Here is a 16,309-nt window from a genome sequence, read left to right as displayed (position 1 = left end):
TGCGCAAGTTGCGGCCGGTGCGACACCGCTCATGTATCGCGTGCCCTTTCATAACGCCGTGTGCAGGGGCTGGACACCATGAAGCGCAGCGTAATTAGGATGATTTACCTGTTTCAATGTGTAAATAGAACGCGCATCGAACGCCCCTGCGCGATTGCCCGCGCGCAAGGATTGCAATGTCATGGTGCGATGCGCACAATCATTGCCAGTCTCTTCTTAAGGTGTGCTATGTCGGTTACTAAACCACGTTTTACCCTGCGTGTTTCACGTCAGGAGCTGGTGCTTATCTTCATCACGATGGTATGGGGAGGAACGTTTCTGGTGGTGCACCGGGCGATGAGTTACTCCGGTCCGTTCTTTTTTGTCGGGCTGCGTTTTGCCACCGCCTCGCTGCTGCTGGCGCTGTTCTTTCGCCGCCATTTGCGCATGATTAGCGGGTTGGAGATCAAAGCCGGCACGTTGATTGGTCTCGCTATCGCGGGCGGCTACGGCCTGCAAACCTGGGGCATGCAAACCATTTCCAGCAGTCAGTCTGCCTTTCTCACCGCGCTGTATGTGCCGGTGGTGCCGCTGCTGCAGTGGCTGTTTTTACGTCGCCCGCCAGGCATTATGGCGTGGATCGGCATTCTGCTGGCCTTTGCTGGCCTGCTGCTGGTCGCCGGGCCGCAGGCGGGGCCTCTGGCGCTGAATGCGGGTGAAAGTGCCACGCTGCTCAGTACGGTGGCGATCGCGGCGGAAATTATCCTGATTAGCCGCTTTGCTGGCCGGGTGGATGTGCGGCGCGTCACGCTGGTTCAGCTGATCGTCGCGTCATGCTGTGCCTTTCTGTTTATGATCCCTAACGGTGAGTCTTTTCCTTCGATGTCGATGCCGCTGCTGCTGAGCGCCGTGGGATTAGGGGGCGCCAGTGCGCTGATTCAGGTCACCATGAACTGGGCGCAGCGCAGCGTCTCACCCACGCGCGCAACGGTGATTTATGCCGGCGAGCCGGTGTGGGCAGGCGTGGTGGGACGGTTAGCGGGTGAGCGCTTGCCCGCCACGGCACTGTTAGGCGGGGTGCTGATCGTTTGCGGTGTTATCGTCAGCGAATTGCGCCTGCGGCGCAAAAAAGCGGTGCCGGAACAGGCACCGCGTGAGGGTTAGAGCTGTGAACGGGCGGCGGTGTTGGCAAGCGCTGCGCCGCGTCGTTGCAGTATAACGTTGAGCAGAATGGCACCAAAAGTTGCCGTTCCAATGCCACCCAGCGTAAAGCTGCCCATTTTTAACCCGAAGTCACCGGCTCCCAGCACCAGCGTCGTCGCCACCATGATCAGGTTACCGTTCTGGCTAAAATCGACGTGATTTTGCACCCAGATTCGGGCGCCGGCTACGGCGATCAGGCCGAAAACCACGATGGAGGCACCCCCGATCACCGGGCCCGGGATGGTATGGATGAGTGCGCCAAATTTTGGCGAAAAACCCAGCAGCAGCGCAATCAGCGCCGCAGCGACAAACGCCAGCGTTGAATAGACTTTTGTCACCGCCATCACGCCGATATTCTCCGCATAGGTGGTGACGCCGCTGCCGCCCATGGCGCCGGAAATCATGGTCGCCAGACCATCCCCCACAAAAGCGCGCCCCATCCACGGATCCAGGTTGCGGCCGGTCATTCCGGCAACCGCTTTCAGGTGTCCCAGATTTTCTGCCACCAAAATAATGGCCACCGGGGCAATCAGTACAATGGCCTGCATGTCAAACACGGGCGCGGTGGTATGGGGCAGGCCAAACCAGGCGGCATTGCGCAGCGCGCTGAAATCCACCGGCTTACCCAAGCCTAGCCCGTTGGTCAGCAGCGCATAGATGGCCCACGCCACGATCAAACCGATGAGGATCAGCAGGCGCTGCGCCATGCCGCGGGTAAATACCGCCACCAGGCCGATGCACAGCACGGTCATCACCGCCATCCAGCTATCAAACATTGACGCGGAGACGCTGTGTACCGCAATCGGCGCCAGATTCAGGCCGATCGCCATCACCACCGCGCCGGTGACCACTGGCGGCATCAGGCGTTCAATCCAGCCCGTACCCACTTTCATCACCACAAAACCAATCAGCGTGTAGAGCCCGCCACAGGCGATAACACCGCCTAAAGCGAGCGCCAGATTGGCATTCAGCCCTTGTCCATTGAAGCCAGTTACGGCGATGACAACGCCGACAAAGGCGGCGCTGGAACCCAAATAGCTGGGGACGCGGCCACCCGTGATGAAAAAGAACAGCAGCGTCCCGATCCCGGATACCAAAATCGCCAGATTCGGGTCCAGCCCCATCAGCAGCGGCATCAGCACCGTTGCGCCAAACATTGCCACCGCGTGCTGCAAGCCCAGAACCAGCGTCTGCCCGAGGGGCAGCGTTTCGTCCGGGGCAATCAGCCCATTTTCCGTCATCGCCGACTTTTTTTGCCAGCGTGGAAACCAGGAACTCGCCATTGTCTTCTCCAGAATATGAGTGGAACGGAACCGGAACCGCAGCGTGCCGCGTTAGCGGGCGTCCTACCGTGAAAACCTATGATAACCGCGGTCAAACCATGCCAGCCCCGGCGCCGGGTCATTGCGCACCAGCGCCAGCACTTCGCATACCAGAATGTCGTGCGTGCCGACGCTCAGCGTTTGGGCGATCTGACAGTCAAAAGAGACCAACGCCCCTTCCAAAAGCGGCGATCCGCTCGCCAGCGTCCGCCAGCGCGCGGCGGCAAAGCGTTCGTGCATGCTGGTTTTGCCGCCAAACAGCGTTGATAACGCCGCATCATCGGCGCTCAAGGTGTTAACGCACAGATACCCATTGTCGCGAAATACCGGCCATACCGATGCCGAGCGATTGAGGCACACCAGCAGCGTAGGGGGCGCGTCGGTGACGCTGCATACAGCGGAGGCGGTAAACCCGGCGCGGCCGGCCGGACCCTCGGTGGTAATAATATTTACCGCAGCGCCGAGGCGTGACATAGCATCACGAAAGGCCTCGCGTTCAACGTGAGGTAAAACAGGCAGTTCATGAAGGCTCATAAAGGGATTCCTGTTAGCTAACGGTTACAGGGACGGACGCAGTCTGTTGCAACCAGCGCAGCAGCAGGGCGTTCAGGTTGTCGGCATCGGTCACGCTCATTGCATGCCCGCCCCAGGGCATTTCAATCAGGTTCCCGTGAGGCAACGCCGCCGCGAGCTGCGCTGAACACGAGTGGGGCACCAGCAGGTCATCGCGGCTGGAGATCGCCAGAACGGGCTGACGGATATGCGCCGCGTGCTGGCTGAAATCACATGTCATGAGCGCGTTTAAACGACGCAGCAGATTGTGCTGGCCTTGAAAATGCGCGATGTGCTGCGCTTCTTCTTCTGCGATGCGCGTTTCATGCTGCGCCAGCCACTCGGCGGGGTAGAGAAACAGCGGCTGCGCACGGACAAAGGCCTCGACGCCCGCGTGCAGCAGCAGATCTTGACGTACCCGGAAGCAACGTCGGGTATGCGCATTAAGCGACAGCCACCCATTCACCACCACCACACGCCCCACGCGAGCGGGAAAATCAAGGGCCAGCTGCAATCCTATGAGCCCTCCTAATGCGTGGCCGATGATGTCGTAATGGGATATGCCGCGCTGTGCCAGCGCCGCCGCCAGCTCTGCAGCCATATCTGCCATGCTGTACGCGTCAGGCAGCGTTGCGGTGCTACGCCCGGTACCGCGCTGGTCATACGTCACCACGCGATAGTGTGGCAGCAGCGCGGCGAGCTGAGGCTGCCAAAAACTCGCGACGCCACCCAATCCTGATGCCAACACCAGCGTAGGGGCATCGACATTGCTAAGACCATGAATCTCAAGGTGCATTACGCCTCCTGGCGGCCGATGTGCGCAATGCTCGCAATCTCAATCAGCGCGTCGGGCTTCACTAGGCCGCATTGAATGCAGTAGCGTGCAGGCTTATCACCGGGAAAATACTCGGCGTAGACCTGATTGACCGCCGCATAGTTTTGCCAGTCGGTAATAAAGATGGAGTTGAAGGTGACGTCGCTCATCTTGCCGCCTGCCGTTTCAATTACCTGTTTGATGGTCTCCAGCACGTGACGGGTCTGCGCGGCCGCATCGCCGGGATGCACCACGTTGTTATGGGTATCGAAAGGCAGCGTACCGGAAACATACACTACGCCGTCGGCCAGCGTACCGGGCACAAAGGGGGCGATGGGCGTGCCGCTTCCTGCGGGAATAATGACGCTTTTAGGCATGACTTGGTTTCCTGTTTAAAGTGAAAGAGCGTGAGCGTTGCGCATCAGGCTTGAAGCGCTTCACAGAAGGTCTCAGTGTCACTGACCCAGCCAAAAAAGGTTTCGATGTTGAAGAGTGCAGCCTGTTGGGCGAAGGGAGGGCCAGCCTGATGCGTGGCATCGGCGAGCACGACCCCAAAGTATTCCAGGAAGAAACCGTCACGCAGGGTCGACTCCACGCACACATTGGTGGCAATCCCGGTAAATACCAGATGACGGATGCCACGGCTGCGCAACATGCTGTCGAGCGGCGTATTGAAGAAACCGCTGTAGCGCGGTTTTGGCAGGACGATATCGCCCGCCTGCGGCACCAGCTCATCAACCAGGGCATAATCCCAGCTGTCTTTCGCCAGCAGTGTTCCTTGCAACTCCGGACGCTTGCGCATGGTTTTCAGCGCGTTGGATTTGTGAAAGTTGGGCGAACCGGCATCACCGGCCTCAACGTACTGTGCATCCCAACCATTCTGGAACCAGACGATCTGCATGCCCGCGTGGCGCGCGGCGGTCACCGCCTTATGGATATTGGCGATCACCGGCTTAGTGGTCGAGACATCAAAGCCGGCCAGATCGAGATAGCCGCCTTCGGTGGCATAGGCGTTCTGCATGTCCACGACGATTAGCGCGCTCTGGGCAGGCGGCAGCGCGATCGCTTCCGGGCGTGCGGGCAGTTCGACGGTCGCGATATCAGGCATGTGGGCGCAAATAACGGTAGACATTACGCGACCTCCTGTTGAGCAACGATGGCCTCGCGGCGACACGCCATCAGCGGCTGAATGCGCTCGCCAAAATCTTCAATGCCCTGAAGGAAGTCATCAAAGGTCAATAGCACGCCCGCGGTGCCTTCAACCTGCGCCACATCATCCAGCATACGGGCAACGTTGGCATATGACCCCACCAGCGTGCCCATATTGATATTCACCGCCGAGGTGGGATCGGCCATCTGGCGCACATTGGTATCGCTGCCGGACTTCGTGTCCTGTTGGCTTTGGGTGGTCAGCCACGCGAGCGCCTCGTGATCGGCTCCCGCTTTGTAGTGTTCCCATTTTTGCCGCGCGGCCTCATCGCTCTCTGCAGCAATAATCATGAACAGAACGTAGGAACCGACCTCACGTCCGGCCTGATCTGCTGCCTGCTTCATGCGGGCGGCGGTGGGGGCGAAGGCGCCGGGGGTGTTCACTCCTTTGCCAAAGCAGAAATTGAAGTCGGCGTGCTGCGCCGAGAATGCCATGCCCGCGTCGCTTTGCCCGGCGCAGATCACTTTCATTGGCTTCTGCGGCTGCGGGCTGACGCGGCAGTCGTTCATGGTGAAAAACTCGCCTTTGAAGTCACTTTTGCCGCTTCCCCAGAGATCGCGCAGTACGGTGACATATTCGGTGAGGTAGTCATAGCGGCGAGAGAAGTAGTCATCACCCGGCCACAAGCCCATTTGTTCGTACTCAGGTTTCTGCCAGCCGGTCACCAGGTTGACCCCGAAACGGCCGTTTGAAATGGAGTCGATAGTGGACGCCATGCGCGCCACAATCGCTGGCGGTAACGTCAGGGTGGCCGCAGTGGCGTAAATCTCAATGCGTGAAGTCACCGCCGCCAGGCCTGCCATCAGCGTGAAGGACTCCAGATTGTGATCCCAGAATTCGGTTTTACCCCCGAAGCCGCGCAGTTTGATCATCGAAAGCGCGAAATCAAAGTGGTAATGCTCGGCCTTCATTACAATGGCTTTATTGAGTTCAAAAGTGGGCTTGTACTGCGGTGCATGCGTCGAGATGAGCCAGCCGTTATTACCAATAGGAACAAATACGCCAATTTTCATGGAAAACCTCGCTGCATGGAATGGAGACGGGATTCGCGCTGCGCTGCACGATGTGGGCGGCGCGCAAGTTGAAAATTGCAAAGGCTGTGCCATGTTTTAAAAAGCTTTTAATTACATTAAGTTAAAATATTACTGCCGTAAAAACTGGAGCAACGAGTCCGATTTGGACCATTTGGTCAAAATTGGCTGCACGCTTTCCATGCGCGTTTGGTCAAAAAAGGTGCAGGGGCGTCATTAGGCAGCGTGACAGGCCTTTGCTATGATGCGGAACCCTGCATGGATGAGGTAACAGAGTGAAAAGCGATGATATAAAGCCGGGACGACGTTCGCGGGCCGTCGCGGCAAAGCGGGCGGCGATTCTTGAGGCGGCGTTGGCCTTCTTCTCGCAGTACGGCATCCACGGCACCAGCCTTGATAAAGTGGCGGAGCGCGCCGATGTCTCAAAAACCAATCTGCTTTATTACTATCCGTCAAAAGAAGTGCTCTATGTGGCGGTGTTAAAAGAGATCCTTGACGTTTGGCTCGCGCCGCTGCGCGCGCTGCGACACGATCAAGACCCGCTTGACGCTATCCGTAAATATATTCGTCTCAAACTGGAGGTCTCGCGGGATCATCCGCAGGCGTCACGTCTATTCTGTTTGGAGATGCTACAGGGCGCGCCGCTGCTGCGCGGCGAATTGGCTGGCGATCTTAAAGCGCTGGTGGATGAGAAAGCGGCGATTATAGAGCAGTGGATAGCAGAAGGGCGGTTGGCCGGTGTGCAGCCGCAGCACCTTTTCTTCCTGCTATGGGCAACCACGCAGCACTACGCTGATTTTGCCTCGCAGGTTGAGGCGATTACGGGGCAAACGCTCAGCGATGCGGCGTTTTTCGAGCAAACGCTGGAAAATGTTCAACGCATGATTATCGAAGGGATTCGCGTTCGCTGATCCCACACAGCAGGAGTGCGCATGGATTCACTATCGCAGCTGACGCTTGGCGCAGCGGTGACGGTCGCGGTGATGGGCAAACGGGTACCGCTGTGGCAGGCTGCAGTGGTTGGCGCGGTGGCGGGCACGCTGCCCGATCTGGATGTCTTTATCGATCACGGTGATGCTGTTCGCAACATGACGTTGCACCGCACCGAAAGCCATGCGCTGCTGCTATTAACCCTGTTTGCCCCGCTGCTCGGCTGGCTGGTCGCGAGGCTGACGCGAAGCCGCCCGCACTGGCGCGCCTGGTGCCTGGCGGTATGGCTGGCGTTGGTGACCCATCCTTTGCTCGACCTCACCACGGTATACGGTACGCAGCTGGGCTTGCCGCTGACGGACTATCCTTGGGCGATCGGCAGTATGTATATCGTCGATCCGCTGTATACCGTGTCGCTGCTGGTGGCGCTGGGGATCACGCTATGGTGTCAGCAGCTCCGCTGGAATCGGTGGGGCCTGCTGGTGAGCACGCTTTATCTTGCATGGAGTATGGTCATCCAGGGCGTGGCGACGCACCAGATCAAACAGGATCTCGCGCGCGAGTCGCTCTCTTATCAACAGCTCCTGGTCACGCCAACGGCATTCAACACCCTGGTCTGGCGCACGGTGATCATGACGCCAGCGCGCTATGGGGAAGCGTACTGGTCACTTTTTTCCCCCCACCGCCCGCTTAAGGTGCAGTGGTATCCGCGTAACGCACAGCTTTTCACGCCGTTTAAAGGCCACTGGCACGCCGAACGTGTCGCCTGGTTTAGCCATGGCTTTTATGCACTGCGTGAAGAAGAGGGGCAAACGCTTATTGCTGATTTGCGCATGGGCGAGGCGCCCCATTACAGCTTTACGTTCAACCTTGGGTCAGCAGAGGCACCCACCCAAGCGCCCGAACGGGCGCCTTCGCTTCGTCCCTCGCTGATGCAAGCGTGGCACAAGCTGCGTGAACGGTTATAAAAAAAGCCCCGGCAGTGCGGGGCTTTTTTGTTAGCGAGGCTGTGCTTTGCGGCGGCGTAACAGCCAGGCAGCGGTCAGCAGAACAAACCACAGCGGCGTCACCATCAGCGCCTGGCGGGTATCGTCCTGCAGCGTTAACAGCACCAGGACAAACGCAAAAAAGGCCATACATGCCCAGCACATAAACTTGCCCAGCGGCATCTTAAAGGTTGAGGCCTCGTGGCGCTCAGGATGCTGCTTGCGATACGCCAAATAGCTGCACAAGATGATTGTCCAGACAAACATAAACAGGATGGCGGACACGGTAGTGACCAGTGTGAACACCGTCATGACATCGGGAATAAGATAAATTAACGCGACGCCACCCAGCAAGCACAGGCAGGAGAAGAACAGGCCGGTGGTGGGCACTGCACGCGCAGACAAGCGGCCAAAGGCCTTGTGCGCCACGCCCTGTTGCGCCAAACCGTAAAGCATGCGGCTGGTAGAGAAGATGCCGCTATTGGCAGAAGAGGCGGCTGATGTCAGCACAACAAAGTTCACGATACTGGCTGCAGCAGGCAGGCCAATCAGCACAAACATTTCCACAAACGGGCTGCGATTAGGCATGACCTGATTCCACGGCGTTACCGCCATGATGACCAGCAGCGCCAGCACATAAAACATAATAATGCGCACCGGAATCGCATTAATGGCGCGCGGCAGCACCTTGTGCGGATCTTTGGTTTCTGCGGCGGCCGTCCCGACCAGCTCAATACCGACAAAGGCAAACACGGCAATCTGGAAGCCGGCAAAAAAACCGCTCAGGCCTTTAGGAAACATACCGCCGTGATCCCAAATATTGCTTAATGCTGCGTGACTGCCTTCGGGAGAAGGGTAGTGCATTGCCACCAACACGATACCGGTAACGATGAGCGCTACGATCGCCACGATCTTGATGATGGCAAACCAAAATTCCATCTCGCCAAACAGCTTCACCGTGGCGACATTCAGCGTCAGAAAAACGCACACGCACAGCAGGGCGCTCATCCAGATGGAAAACTCGGGGAACCATAGCTGGAAGTAGGCGCTTATCGCGACTACGTCGGCGATGCCGGTGACTACCCAGCAAAACCAGTAAGTCCAGCCGGTGAAATAACCTGCCCAGGGGCCGAGTAAGTCAGCCGCGAAGTCACTAAACGATTTGTATTCAAGGTTAGAGAGCAGCAATTCACCCATGGCGCGCATCACGAAAAACAGCATAAAGCCGATGATCATGTACACAAAGATGATTGAGGGGCCGGCCAGGCTAATGGTCTTGCCCGAGCCCATAAATAGCCCGGTGCCGATGGCGCCACCAATGGCAATGAGCTGAATATGACGATTGTGAAGCGTGCGCCGCAGGGTTTCCGGCTCCTGCGTTGTTTTAAGGTCGGTTTTTGTTTGATCAACCATAAATATCGTTCCTGTCTGGATGTTGTGTCAGCTCTGCTGGCTGTTTCATAGAAGAGTGTGCCGTCGGGTGAGGCGAGGGCCATAAGATAGAGGAAAGGGGCATGGGTTTGGTAATGGTTTTTAAACAATTGCGAGCTTTTTCACTTTTTAAGACGTGATCCACGTTTGCAGCGTAGGTAGACGCGGTCTATTGCGTAAACCTTCGTCAATTCTCACGTTTTTTTCTTGCGGCTTATCAGCGGCGCCTAAACTGGAGAAGAGTTTTCGTAAAAACAGTGAGGATACGTGCGCGCATTTATCGCAATTGCCGGATTAGCGCTGCTGGGCTGGTGGGGATTTCCCTGGGTTAAAGTGCATCTTCCGCCGCAGTGGAATCCGTTCACGCCACTGAACGTCAGCGATCCGCCGGGGTGGATGATGCGCTATAAACTGGCGCGTTTGAGTGGGGATCCCGCAGCTTGCCTGAGCGTGCTACGGCAGGCCCGCGAACAAGGACAGGTGCAATTCCGACAAGCCCCAGCGATCAATGGCGCCTGCTCGGTGCCGCAGCCAATACGCATCACGGGGTTTGGTGAGGTAGGATTAAGCAGCAGCTTCCTTGCGACCTGTCCTATGGCAGTAAGTAGCGTGATGTTCGTCGCGCACAGCCGTGAAGCATTACAGCAGGCAGGGTTTCAGAGTCCGCTGAAACGCATTACCCATGTGGGGAGCTATGCATGCCGCAATATCTATCATCGCCAGCAAGGACGATTAAGCGAACACGCGACTGCCGAAGCGTGGGACGTCACAGCCTTTACGCTGGCCGATGGTCAAACGCTGCGTGTGGGGAAAAATTGGCAGCAACCCGCGCGATCGGCGGCTGGCCTGCGTGCGCTGTGGCGCAATGGTTGCGCCACGTTCGGCAACGCACTGGGCCCAGACTACAATGCCGCCCACGCCAGTCATTTTCACTTTGGTTTGCGCGGCGCAGGGTATTGTCGCTAATTAAACGGCAATACGAAGGCCGCGTTTTATCAGGAAATGATTAGCCGGCCAGCAGAAAATAAAACCGATTATTAGGGCTAATTGCAGCATAAACCAAAATGCAATCTGCATGGGATTGAGTTGGTGATTAAGAACAAACTTTAGCGCTAATGTCATAAAGATAAAAATTCCTGATTGATAAATCAGCAACGGAAACGCTTCCATTTTAAACGCTAATAATAATCTTGCCCTAAATGAAATTTTCTCACGCTGACGAAGGGCGAGATATTGGAAAAATAATCCGACCAGAAGAGATATGGCCACAAAAATACTTTCTTGCACCCAATAAGCAGGATCAAATGCGTACAGATTCAGTAACGTGATTATCGGGATGGTCAACATGCCCCCAAATATACATGCCGCTGCGGAAAGGGAGGTCGAAATAAAAAGGGGGTGCCAGCGGGTTTTAAGATGCCTTTCTTGTGCAAGGACGATTGCCAGCTTTGCCTGACGTGAAGGTACCCGACCCAGATACCACCACGCTAACCAGCCAATGAAAGGCATGTAAAGCCCGGTTAATGGCCAGATGAGATTCATGATCGCTATGGGTTGGCGATGTTGAAACAGGTCTTTGAGTATCATCAAAGCAGTGCACGCGCCCACTGCGAGAAAAGGTAATGCCCACTGATTTAACATCGCGTTTTCACCCCTAATTCAGACTGTATCGAACACAAAGCGTCAAAAGAGAATCGCTTCGCCTTTTTGCTTTCCCGCTATTCTCTACTCTGATGTTAAGCGTAGCTGTAATAGTGGTTAAAACGCTTTACTATATAGAGACTGTTTTTCATTGCCGTGCCACCCCTGCCACTGCGGCCAGGTAAATAACGAGAGGCGCGTCATGTTTGTTAAGCATGATTGCGATTAAAATCACCCAATTGAGAATGATTTTAGTTAATGATATTGATTAAATATGACGAACATAATGCTGAATTTCCGTCATCACGGCGATTGAAAATCTTTAAGAAAAATCTTATTCTGTCTGTGGTTTTCCAATGCACTTGTGAAGTTGTTAGCAAAACGAGGTTCATCATTTTACCGTAATGTCAACACGTTAAAGGAAGAGGGTGCCGCGAACGACCCATTGATTCGCTTCGCTTTGAATGCGCTTAATGATTAATTGATGTTTTGTGTTAACCAGATTGAATAACAAGGTTATAGCGTAAAATTACGCTGAGGCAATAATGACAACCGATAATTATTTCGTCTGGCGAGGCGAAACTGAAATTGAATTTCAGGCGCTGACGGAAGTACAGCAATTGAAAACGCAGTTGCAAAGACACGTCCATGCGTTGGGGTTCGATTTCTTCGCGTTTATGGTGCAACACCCTGTGCCTTTTACCCGGCCGCGTGCTTTTTTATTCAGCACCTATCCAGAGAGCTGGGTGAAGCACTACGAAAGCCGACATTACCACACGATCGACCCTGTTTTACTGCTGTGTCAACACCCTGGACGCGGCGTTGAATGGACGGCTGATCTTTTCACCGGTGCGGGCAATCTCTGGTCTGAAGCCAATGCGGCGGGGTTAAACAGCGGCTTTTCATGTTCAGCCATGGCACCTAATCGTGCCCTTGGTATATTATCCATTGCATCTCAGCATGAAAGTCACACCCGCAATGCGCGTGTGCAGTTGGAGGTCAAACTGCATCTTTTAGCCGATCTGAGCATGCGCACGCTGGACAGACTTCACGATAATTCCATGGTGATTTTGGCAGAGGATTTTAGTCAGCGAGAGCTGGAAATTTTAAAATGGACTGCTGAAGGAAAAACGTCTGCAGAAATTTCGCTCATTCTGGCCATTTCTGAACATACGGTAAATTTTCACCAAAAAAATATGCAAAAGCGCTTCAATGTTTCCAATAAAACGCAAATTGCCTGCTACGCAGCAGCAATTGGCCTGATATAGAAAAAGGCAACTACCAACTTTAGTAGTTCACGGCTTGAGGTCAGTTGTCTACTCTGCGCCGGTACCTATCACGGGCTGGCGCACAGAGATCATTGTTAAACGAGGATGTCAGGGCGCATGATGAAAATGATTCAAACACAGCTTAGGGATATGCCATCCTCTCTGTTGGCCGAATTAGGCACGTACCGCTACAGCGTTTTTGCCCGTGGTGAGGGGTGGTCCATTCCACCCAGACTTAATACTCCGGGACAGGAATACGATCGCTATGACCGATCAGACGTGACTTGGCTTATTGCCTGGCATGCACGGCAGGGTATCTGTGGCTGTGCGCGTCTGTTGCCCTGGAGCGAACCTGAGGTCTCGGAAGGAATTGTTCTCCCGTTCGATCAGCAGCGCGTATGGGAAATGTCGCGGTTTTCTGCCCGTCGCGATGTGGATGATGAATTGCCGCTCACTATTCTGTGGCATTCTGTTCAGCTGGCAGAGTTGAACGGAATGGAATACTTGATCAGCTCAGCAACGCCCATGCTGGAAAAAATGTTTGAGCAGCATCAGGTTGTCTATGAGCCGCTCTCGCCGGGTTTGATTCAGTCAGAGGACAATTTGTTTGCCATCCGTATTCCCGTGCATCAGCCCGCGCTGGCGGAAAAATACCGGGGTACGCGCCGCTTTAGTCCTGAAGAGGTTTTGCCATCGCTGGGAGTTTCCATTAGCTGGCAGTCGCACAATTAATACCCCGCGCATTGCGCGGGGCGTAAATTTTATTGGCGGTAGGCGGTTTTGATCTGGCGGATGGTGTTGTTGAACACTTCGGCCTGCGGTTTATCAACCAGCGCACTTTGCACGTAACGCTCCATGTTTATAATGACTTTACCCGCGTCCGCCTGACCCATTCCTTTCAGGATCAGCGTGATCATCATTTTGAGGCAAGCGACTTCATCTGCCAGTGCCTGCGTGTCCTGTTGGGTGGAAAAGTCTTCATCACTCATCATGATCTCCTTAGTGGTGTGGCTAATTGTTGACACAGTTTAGTTGTGCCTAAAAAACAGAGTATATCATATGCTTGTTGAAAGAATTTCACGTAAGCGAAGCGGTATGTGATAAATGACTGTTATCCGTCGTTGACAGCGCTTACAGGTAATGAATAGGGCAATGAAAACCTATTTAGCACCTTATTTGGAAAGTTCGAGAAAGTGAATTATTTATTTTTATGTTATTGATTTTTAAGTTTTTGTTAATGATTTATTTTTCTGGTGTATTTGCGTGTCAGTGAATGATAAAAACATTAAGTAAAAAGAATTGATTTAGTTATTGTATTAAGGGGTTAGCGATCGGTGAAGATGATCTTTTTACTGAGACGCGGTAAGCTATGCGCCCATAATATATTCTTCCTTACTCGCGGAGTATGTCCCGTTGATTAGCCTGCTTCTTGTTGATGACCATGAACTGGTGCGTGCCGGTATTCGCCGCATTTTAGAAGATATGAAAGGATTGGTTATCGCAGGTGAGGTCGCCTGTGGCGAGGATGCGGTTAAATGGTGCCGAGCGCATCCGGTCGACGTGGTGCTGATGGATATGAATATGCCCGGCATAGGGGGCCTGGAAGCCACGCGAAAAATTGTGCGCTACAGTCCGGACACGCGCATCATTATGCTCACTATCCATACCGAAAACCCTTTGCCCGCAAAAGTCATGCAGGCGGGCGCGGCGGGCTACCTAAGTAAGGGCGCGGCACCGCAAGAGCTGGTGTGTGCTATTCGCGCGGTAAACGCTGGCCAACGCTATATCGCATCGGACATTGCACAGCAGATGGCGCTGAGCCAGATTGAGCCGCAACGTGCGGAATCGCCGTTCAGCTGTTTGTCGGAAAGGGAATTGCAGATTATGCTGATGATCACCCGGGGGCAAAAGGTGACGGAAATTTCCGAGCAGCTCAATCTCAGCCCGAAAACCGTTAACAGCTACCGCTATCGCATGTTTAGCAAGTTGAACATCAGCGGCGACGTAGAGTTAACGCATTTGGCCATCAGACACGGCCTGTTCAATGCGGAGCCATTAATCAGTAGTGAGTGACGTCTTCAATTCCAAAGCCTTTCTCAGCACCGTGACCAGTCAGCCTGGCGTCTACCGCATGTACGACGCATCTGACACGGTGATTTATGTGGGTAAAGCAAAAGATCTCAAAAAGCGCTTAAGCAGCTATTTCCGCAGCCATGTCGGTAGCCGTAAAACGGAAGTGCTGGTAAGCAACATTCACCATATCGATGTCACCGTAACCCACACCGAAACCGAAGCGTTGCTGCTTGAGCATAACTACATCAAGCTCTATCAGCCGCGTTACAATGTTCTCTTACGCGATGACAAGTCCTATCCTTATATTTTCCTCAGCGGCGATACGCATCCGCGTTTGGCGATGCACCGGGGTGCGAAACATGCCAAAGGCGAATACTTTGGGCCTTTTCCCAACGGTTACGCGGTACGCGAAACCTTGGCGCTGCTGCAGAAAGTCTTCCCGATTCGTCAGTGCGAAAATAGCGTTTACCGAAATCGCTCGCGGCCCTGTTTGCAGTATCAAATCGGTCGCTGCCTTGGTCCTTGCGTCGCGGGTTTGGTGAGCGACGAAGAGTATGCCCAGCAGACCGACTACGTGCGCCTCTTCCTGGCAGGCAAAGACGATCAGGTGATCAATCAGCTGGTCAAGCGGATGGAGTCGGCGAGCAGTGGCTTACGTTTTGAAGAAGCCGCGCGCTTACGCGATCAGATTCAGGCCGTGCGCCGCGTGACCGAAAAGCAGTTTGTTTCTAACCAAGGGGACGATCTTGACGTCATGGGCGTGGCTTATGATGCGGGTATGGCATGCCTGCACGTTCTGTTTATTCGCCAGGGCAAGGTGCTGGGCAGCCGCAGTTATTTCCCCAAAGTGCCTGCGGATACCGATTTGACGGAAGTGGTGCAGACCTTTGTCGGCCAGTTTTATCTGCAAGGCAGCGAGGCGCGCACCTTACCGGGCGATATCCTGCTCGACTTTACGCTGCCCGAGCGCGAACTTTTGGCGGAGTCATTGAGCGTCCTGGCGGGACGCAAGGTAACGATTCAGAGCAAACCGCGCGGCGACCGGGCGCGTTACCTCAAGCTGGCGCGCACCAACGCCGCAACCGCGCTCACTACAAAGCTGTCGCAGCATTCCACCATACAGCAGCGTCTGGCCGCGCTGGCGACGTTCCTGGAGCTCGACAGCATTGCGCGCATGGAGTGTTTCGACATTAGCCATACCATGGGCGAGCAGACCATTGCATCCTGTGTGGTATTTAACAAGGATGGTCCGCTTCGGTCGGATTACCGTCGCTACAATATCGTCGGCATTACGCCCGGCGATGACTATGCCGCGATGAATCAGGTGCTGCGCCGCCGTTACGGCAAGGCGCTGGAAGCGGATAAAATCCCCGATGTTATTTTGATCGACGGCGGTAAAGGACAGCTGGCGCAGGCAAAACAGGTGTTCGCTGAACTGAACGTAGAGTGGGACAAAGATCGGCCGATTTTGCTGGGCGTTGCCAAAGGCAGCGATCGCAAAGCAGGACTGGAGACGCTGTTTTTTGAAGCGGAGGGCGAGGGTGTCGCACTGCCGCCTGATTCACCCGCGCTGCATGTGATTCAGCACATTCGTGATGACGCTCACAATCACGCAATTTCGGGGCACCGTAAAAAACGCGCCAAAGTAAAAAACACCAGCGCGTTAGAGAGCATTGAAGGCGTTGGGCCTAAGCGCCGTCAGCAGCTGCTGAAATACATGGGTGGCCTACAGCCGTTAATGAACGCCAGCGTAGAGGAAATTGCCAAAGTGCCGGGCATCTCGACCGCATTGGCAGAAAAAATCTACTATTCTCTCAAACACTAACATTGAAACAGGGGGGGCAATGTAGCAACATACGTTAACTCCCC

17 protein-coding genes are annotated in these 16,309 nt (G+C 54.7%); 8 read left to right on the top strand and 9 right to left on the bottom strand.

What is annotated here, in order from left to right:
* The first annotated feature begins 228 nt into the window (after positions 1 to 228).
* A complete protein-coding gene (locus tag LU196_RS00565) occupies positions 229 to 1,143 on the top strand; it encodes a DMT family transporter (RefSeq protein WP_232757797.1) in 915 nt (304 codons plus the stop codon).
* Here LU196_RS00565 and rutG read toward each other — a convergent pair.
* The 6 genes from rutG to rutA all read right to left on the bottom strand — a co-directional run bounded on the left by rutG (position 1,140) and on the right by rutA (position 6,093).
* The gene (gene rutG, locus LU196_RS00560) at positions 1,140 to 2,465 is read right to left on the bottom strand and encodes a pyrimidine utilization transport protein G (protein ID WP_232757796.1); all 1,326 of its coding nucleotides are present in this window, start codon (positions 2,463 to 2,465) and stop codon (positions 1,140 to 1,142) included. The genes LU196_RS00565 and rutG overlap by 4 nt on opposite strands.
* Positions 2,466 to 2,528: 63 nt before the next feature.
* Entirely contained in the window at positions 2,529 to 3,038 is a 510-nt protein-coding gene (gene rutF / locus LU196_RS00555) for an NADH-dependent FMN reductase RutF (protein ID WP_232757795.1), read from the bottom strand.
* Positions 3,039 to 3,051: 13 nt separating this feature from the next.
* Positions 3,052 to 3,852, bottom strand: coding sequence for a pyrimidine utilization protein D (gene rutD, locus LU196_RS00550; protein ID WP_232757794.1), 801 nt, complete (start codon positions 3,850 to 3,852; stop codon positions 3,052 to 3,054).
* On the bottom strand, positions 3,852 to 4,247 hold the full coding sequence (gene rutC, locus LU196_RS00545) for a pyrimidine utilization protein C (RefSeq protein ID WP_232757793.1): 396 nt from the start codon (positions 4,245 to 4,247) through the stop codon (positions 3,852 to 3,854). Before rutC ends, rutD begins: the two co-directional genes overlap by 1 nt.
* Positions 4,248 to 4,291: 44 nt before the next feature.
* Positions 4,292 to 5,002: a pyrimidine utilization protein B gene (rutB, locus tag LU196_RS00540; RefSeq protein ID WP_232757792.1), complete on the bottom strand. Its 711-nt coding sequence runs from the start codon at positions 5,000 to 5,002 to the stop codon at positions 4,292 to 4,294.
* Positions 5,002 to 6,093 (bottom strand): pyrimidine utilization protein A, encoded by a 1,092-nt coding sequence (gene rutA / locus LU196_RS00535; protein WP_232757791.1) that lies wholly within the window; start codon positions 6,091 to 6,093, stop codon positions 5,002 to 5,004. The genes rutB and rutA overlap by 1 nt, the downstream gene beginning before the upstream one ends.
* Positions 6,094 to 6,386: 293 nt before the next feature.
* Here rutA and rutR point away from each other — a divergent pair, with 293 nt between their 5' ends.
* Both rutR and LU196_RS00525 read left to right on the top strand, forming a co-directional pair.
* Positions 6,387 to 7,022 carry an HTH-type transcriptional regulator RutR gene (gene rutR, locus LU196_RS00530; protein ID WP_232757790.1) on the top strand — a complete coding sequence of 212 codons (636 nt, stop codon included), beginning with the start codon at positions 6,387 to 6,389 and terminating at the stop codon, positions 7,020 to 7,022.
* A gap of 21 nt (positions 7,023 to 7,043) precedes the next feature.
* Positions 7,044 to 8,009, top strand: a complete 966-nt coding sequence (locus LU196_RS00525) for a metal-dependent hydrolase (protein WP_232757789.1) — start codon at positions 7,044 to 7,046, stop codon at positions 8,007 to 8,009.
* Positions 8,010 to 8,039: 30 nt separating this feature from the next.
* On the opposite strand, the gene cycA is transcribed toward LU196_RS00525, so the two are convergent.
* Entirely contained in the window at positions 8,040 to 9,440 is a 1,401-nt protein-coding gene (gene cycA, locus LU196_RS00520) for a D-serine/D-alanine/glycine transporter (RefSeq protein ID WP_232757788.1), read from the bottom strand.
* 285 nt (positions 9,441 to 9,725) lie between these two features.
* On the opposite strand from cycA, the gene LU196_RS00515 reads away from it, so the two are divergent.
* Positions 9,726 to 10,424, top strand: coding sequence for an extensin family protein (locus LU196_RS00515; RefSeq protein ID WP_232757787.1), 699 nt, complete (start codon positions 9,726 to 9,728; stop codon positions 10,422 to 10,424).
* Here the strand turns inward: LU196_RS00515 and LU196_RS00510 are convergent, their stop codons facing one another.
* Entirely contained in the window at positions 10,425 to 11,099 is a 675-nt protein-coding gene (locus LU196_RS00510; RefSeq protein ID WP_232757786.1) for a DUF4396 domain-containing protein, read from the bottom strand.
* 545 nt (positions 11,100 to 11,644) lie between these two features.
* On the opposite strand from LU196_RS00510, the gene sdiA reads away from it, so the two are divergent.
* Both sdiA and LU196_RS00500 read left to right on the top strand, forming a co-directional pair.
* Entirely contained in the window at positions 11,645 to 12,367 is a 723-nt protein-coding gene (gene sdiA / locus LU196_RS00505; protein ID WP_232757785.1) for a transcriptional regulator SdiA, read from the top strand.
* Between the two features lie 120 nt (positions 12,368 to 12,487).
* Positions 12,488 to 13,099 carry an acyl-homoserine-lactone synthase gene (locus LU196_RS00500; protein WP_232758246.1) on the top strand — a complete coding sequence of 204 codons (612 nt, stop codon included), beginning with the start codon at positions 12,488 to 12,490 and terminating at the stop codon, positions 13,097 to 13,099.
* A 29-nt stretch (positions 13,100 to 13,128) separates the two neighbouring features.
* Here the strand turns inward: LU196_RS00500 and LU196_RS00495 are convergent, their stop codons facing one another.
* A complete protein-coding gene (locus tag LU196_RS00495; RefSeq protein ID WP_232757784.1) occupies positions 13,129 to 13,356 on the bottom strand; it encodes a DUF2594 family protein in 228 nt (75 codons plus the stop codon).
* 424 nt (positions 13,357 to 13,780) lie between these two features.
* Here LU196_RS00495 and uvrY point away from each other — a divergent pair, with 424 nt between their 5' ends.
* Together uvrY and uvrC are read left to right on the top strand one after the other, a co-directional pair.
* A complete protein-coding gene (gene uvrY, locus LU196_RS00490) occupies positions 13,781 to 14,440 on the top strand; it encodes a UvrY/SirA/GacA family response regulator transcription factor (protein ID WP_232757783.1) in 660 nt (219 codons plus the stop codon).
* Positions 14,433 to 16,265, top strand: a complete 1,833-nt coding sequence (gene uvrC, locus LU196_RS00485) for an excinuclease ABC subunit UvrC (RefSeq protein WP_232757782.1) — start codon at positions 14,433 to 14,435, stop codon at positions 16,263 to 16,265. Before uvrY ends, uvrC begins: the two co-directional genes overlap by 8 nt.
* Positions 16,266 to 16,309 lie beyond the last annotated feature (44 nt).

The organism is Pantoea sp. Mb-10 (genome assembly GCF_021272205.1).
In the GTDB taxonomy this organism is placed as follows: Bacteria; Pseudomonadota; Gammaproteobacteria; order Enterobacterales; family Enterobacteriaceae; genus Pantoea.
Note: the sequence above shows the minus strand (reverse complement) of the source record. Positions and strands in the feature narration are given on the sequence as shown.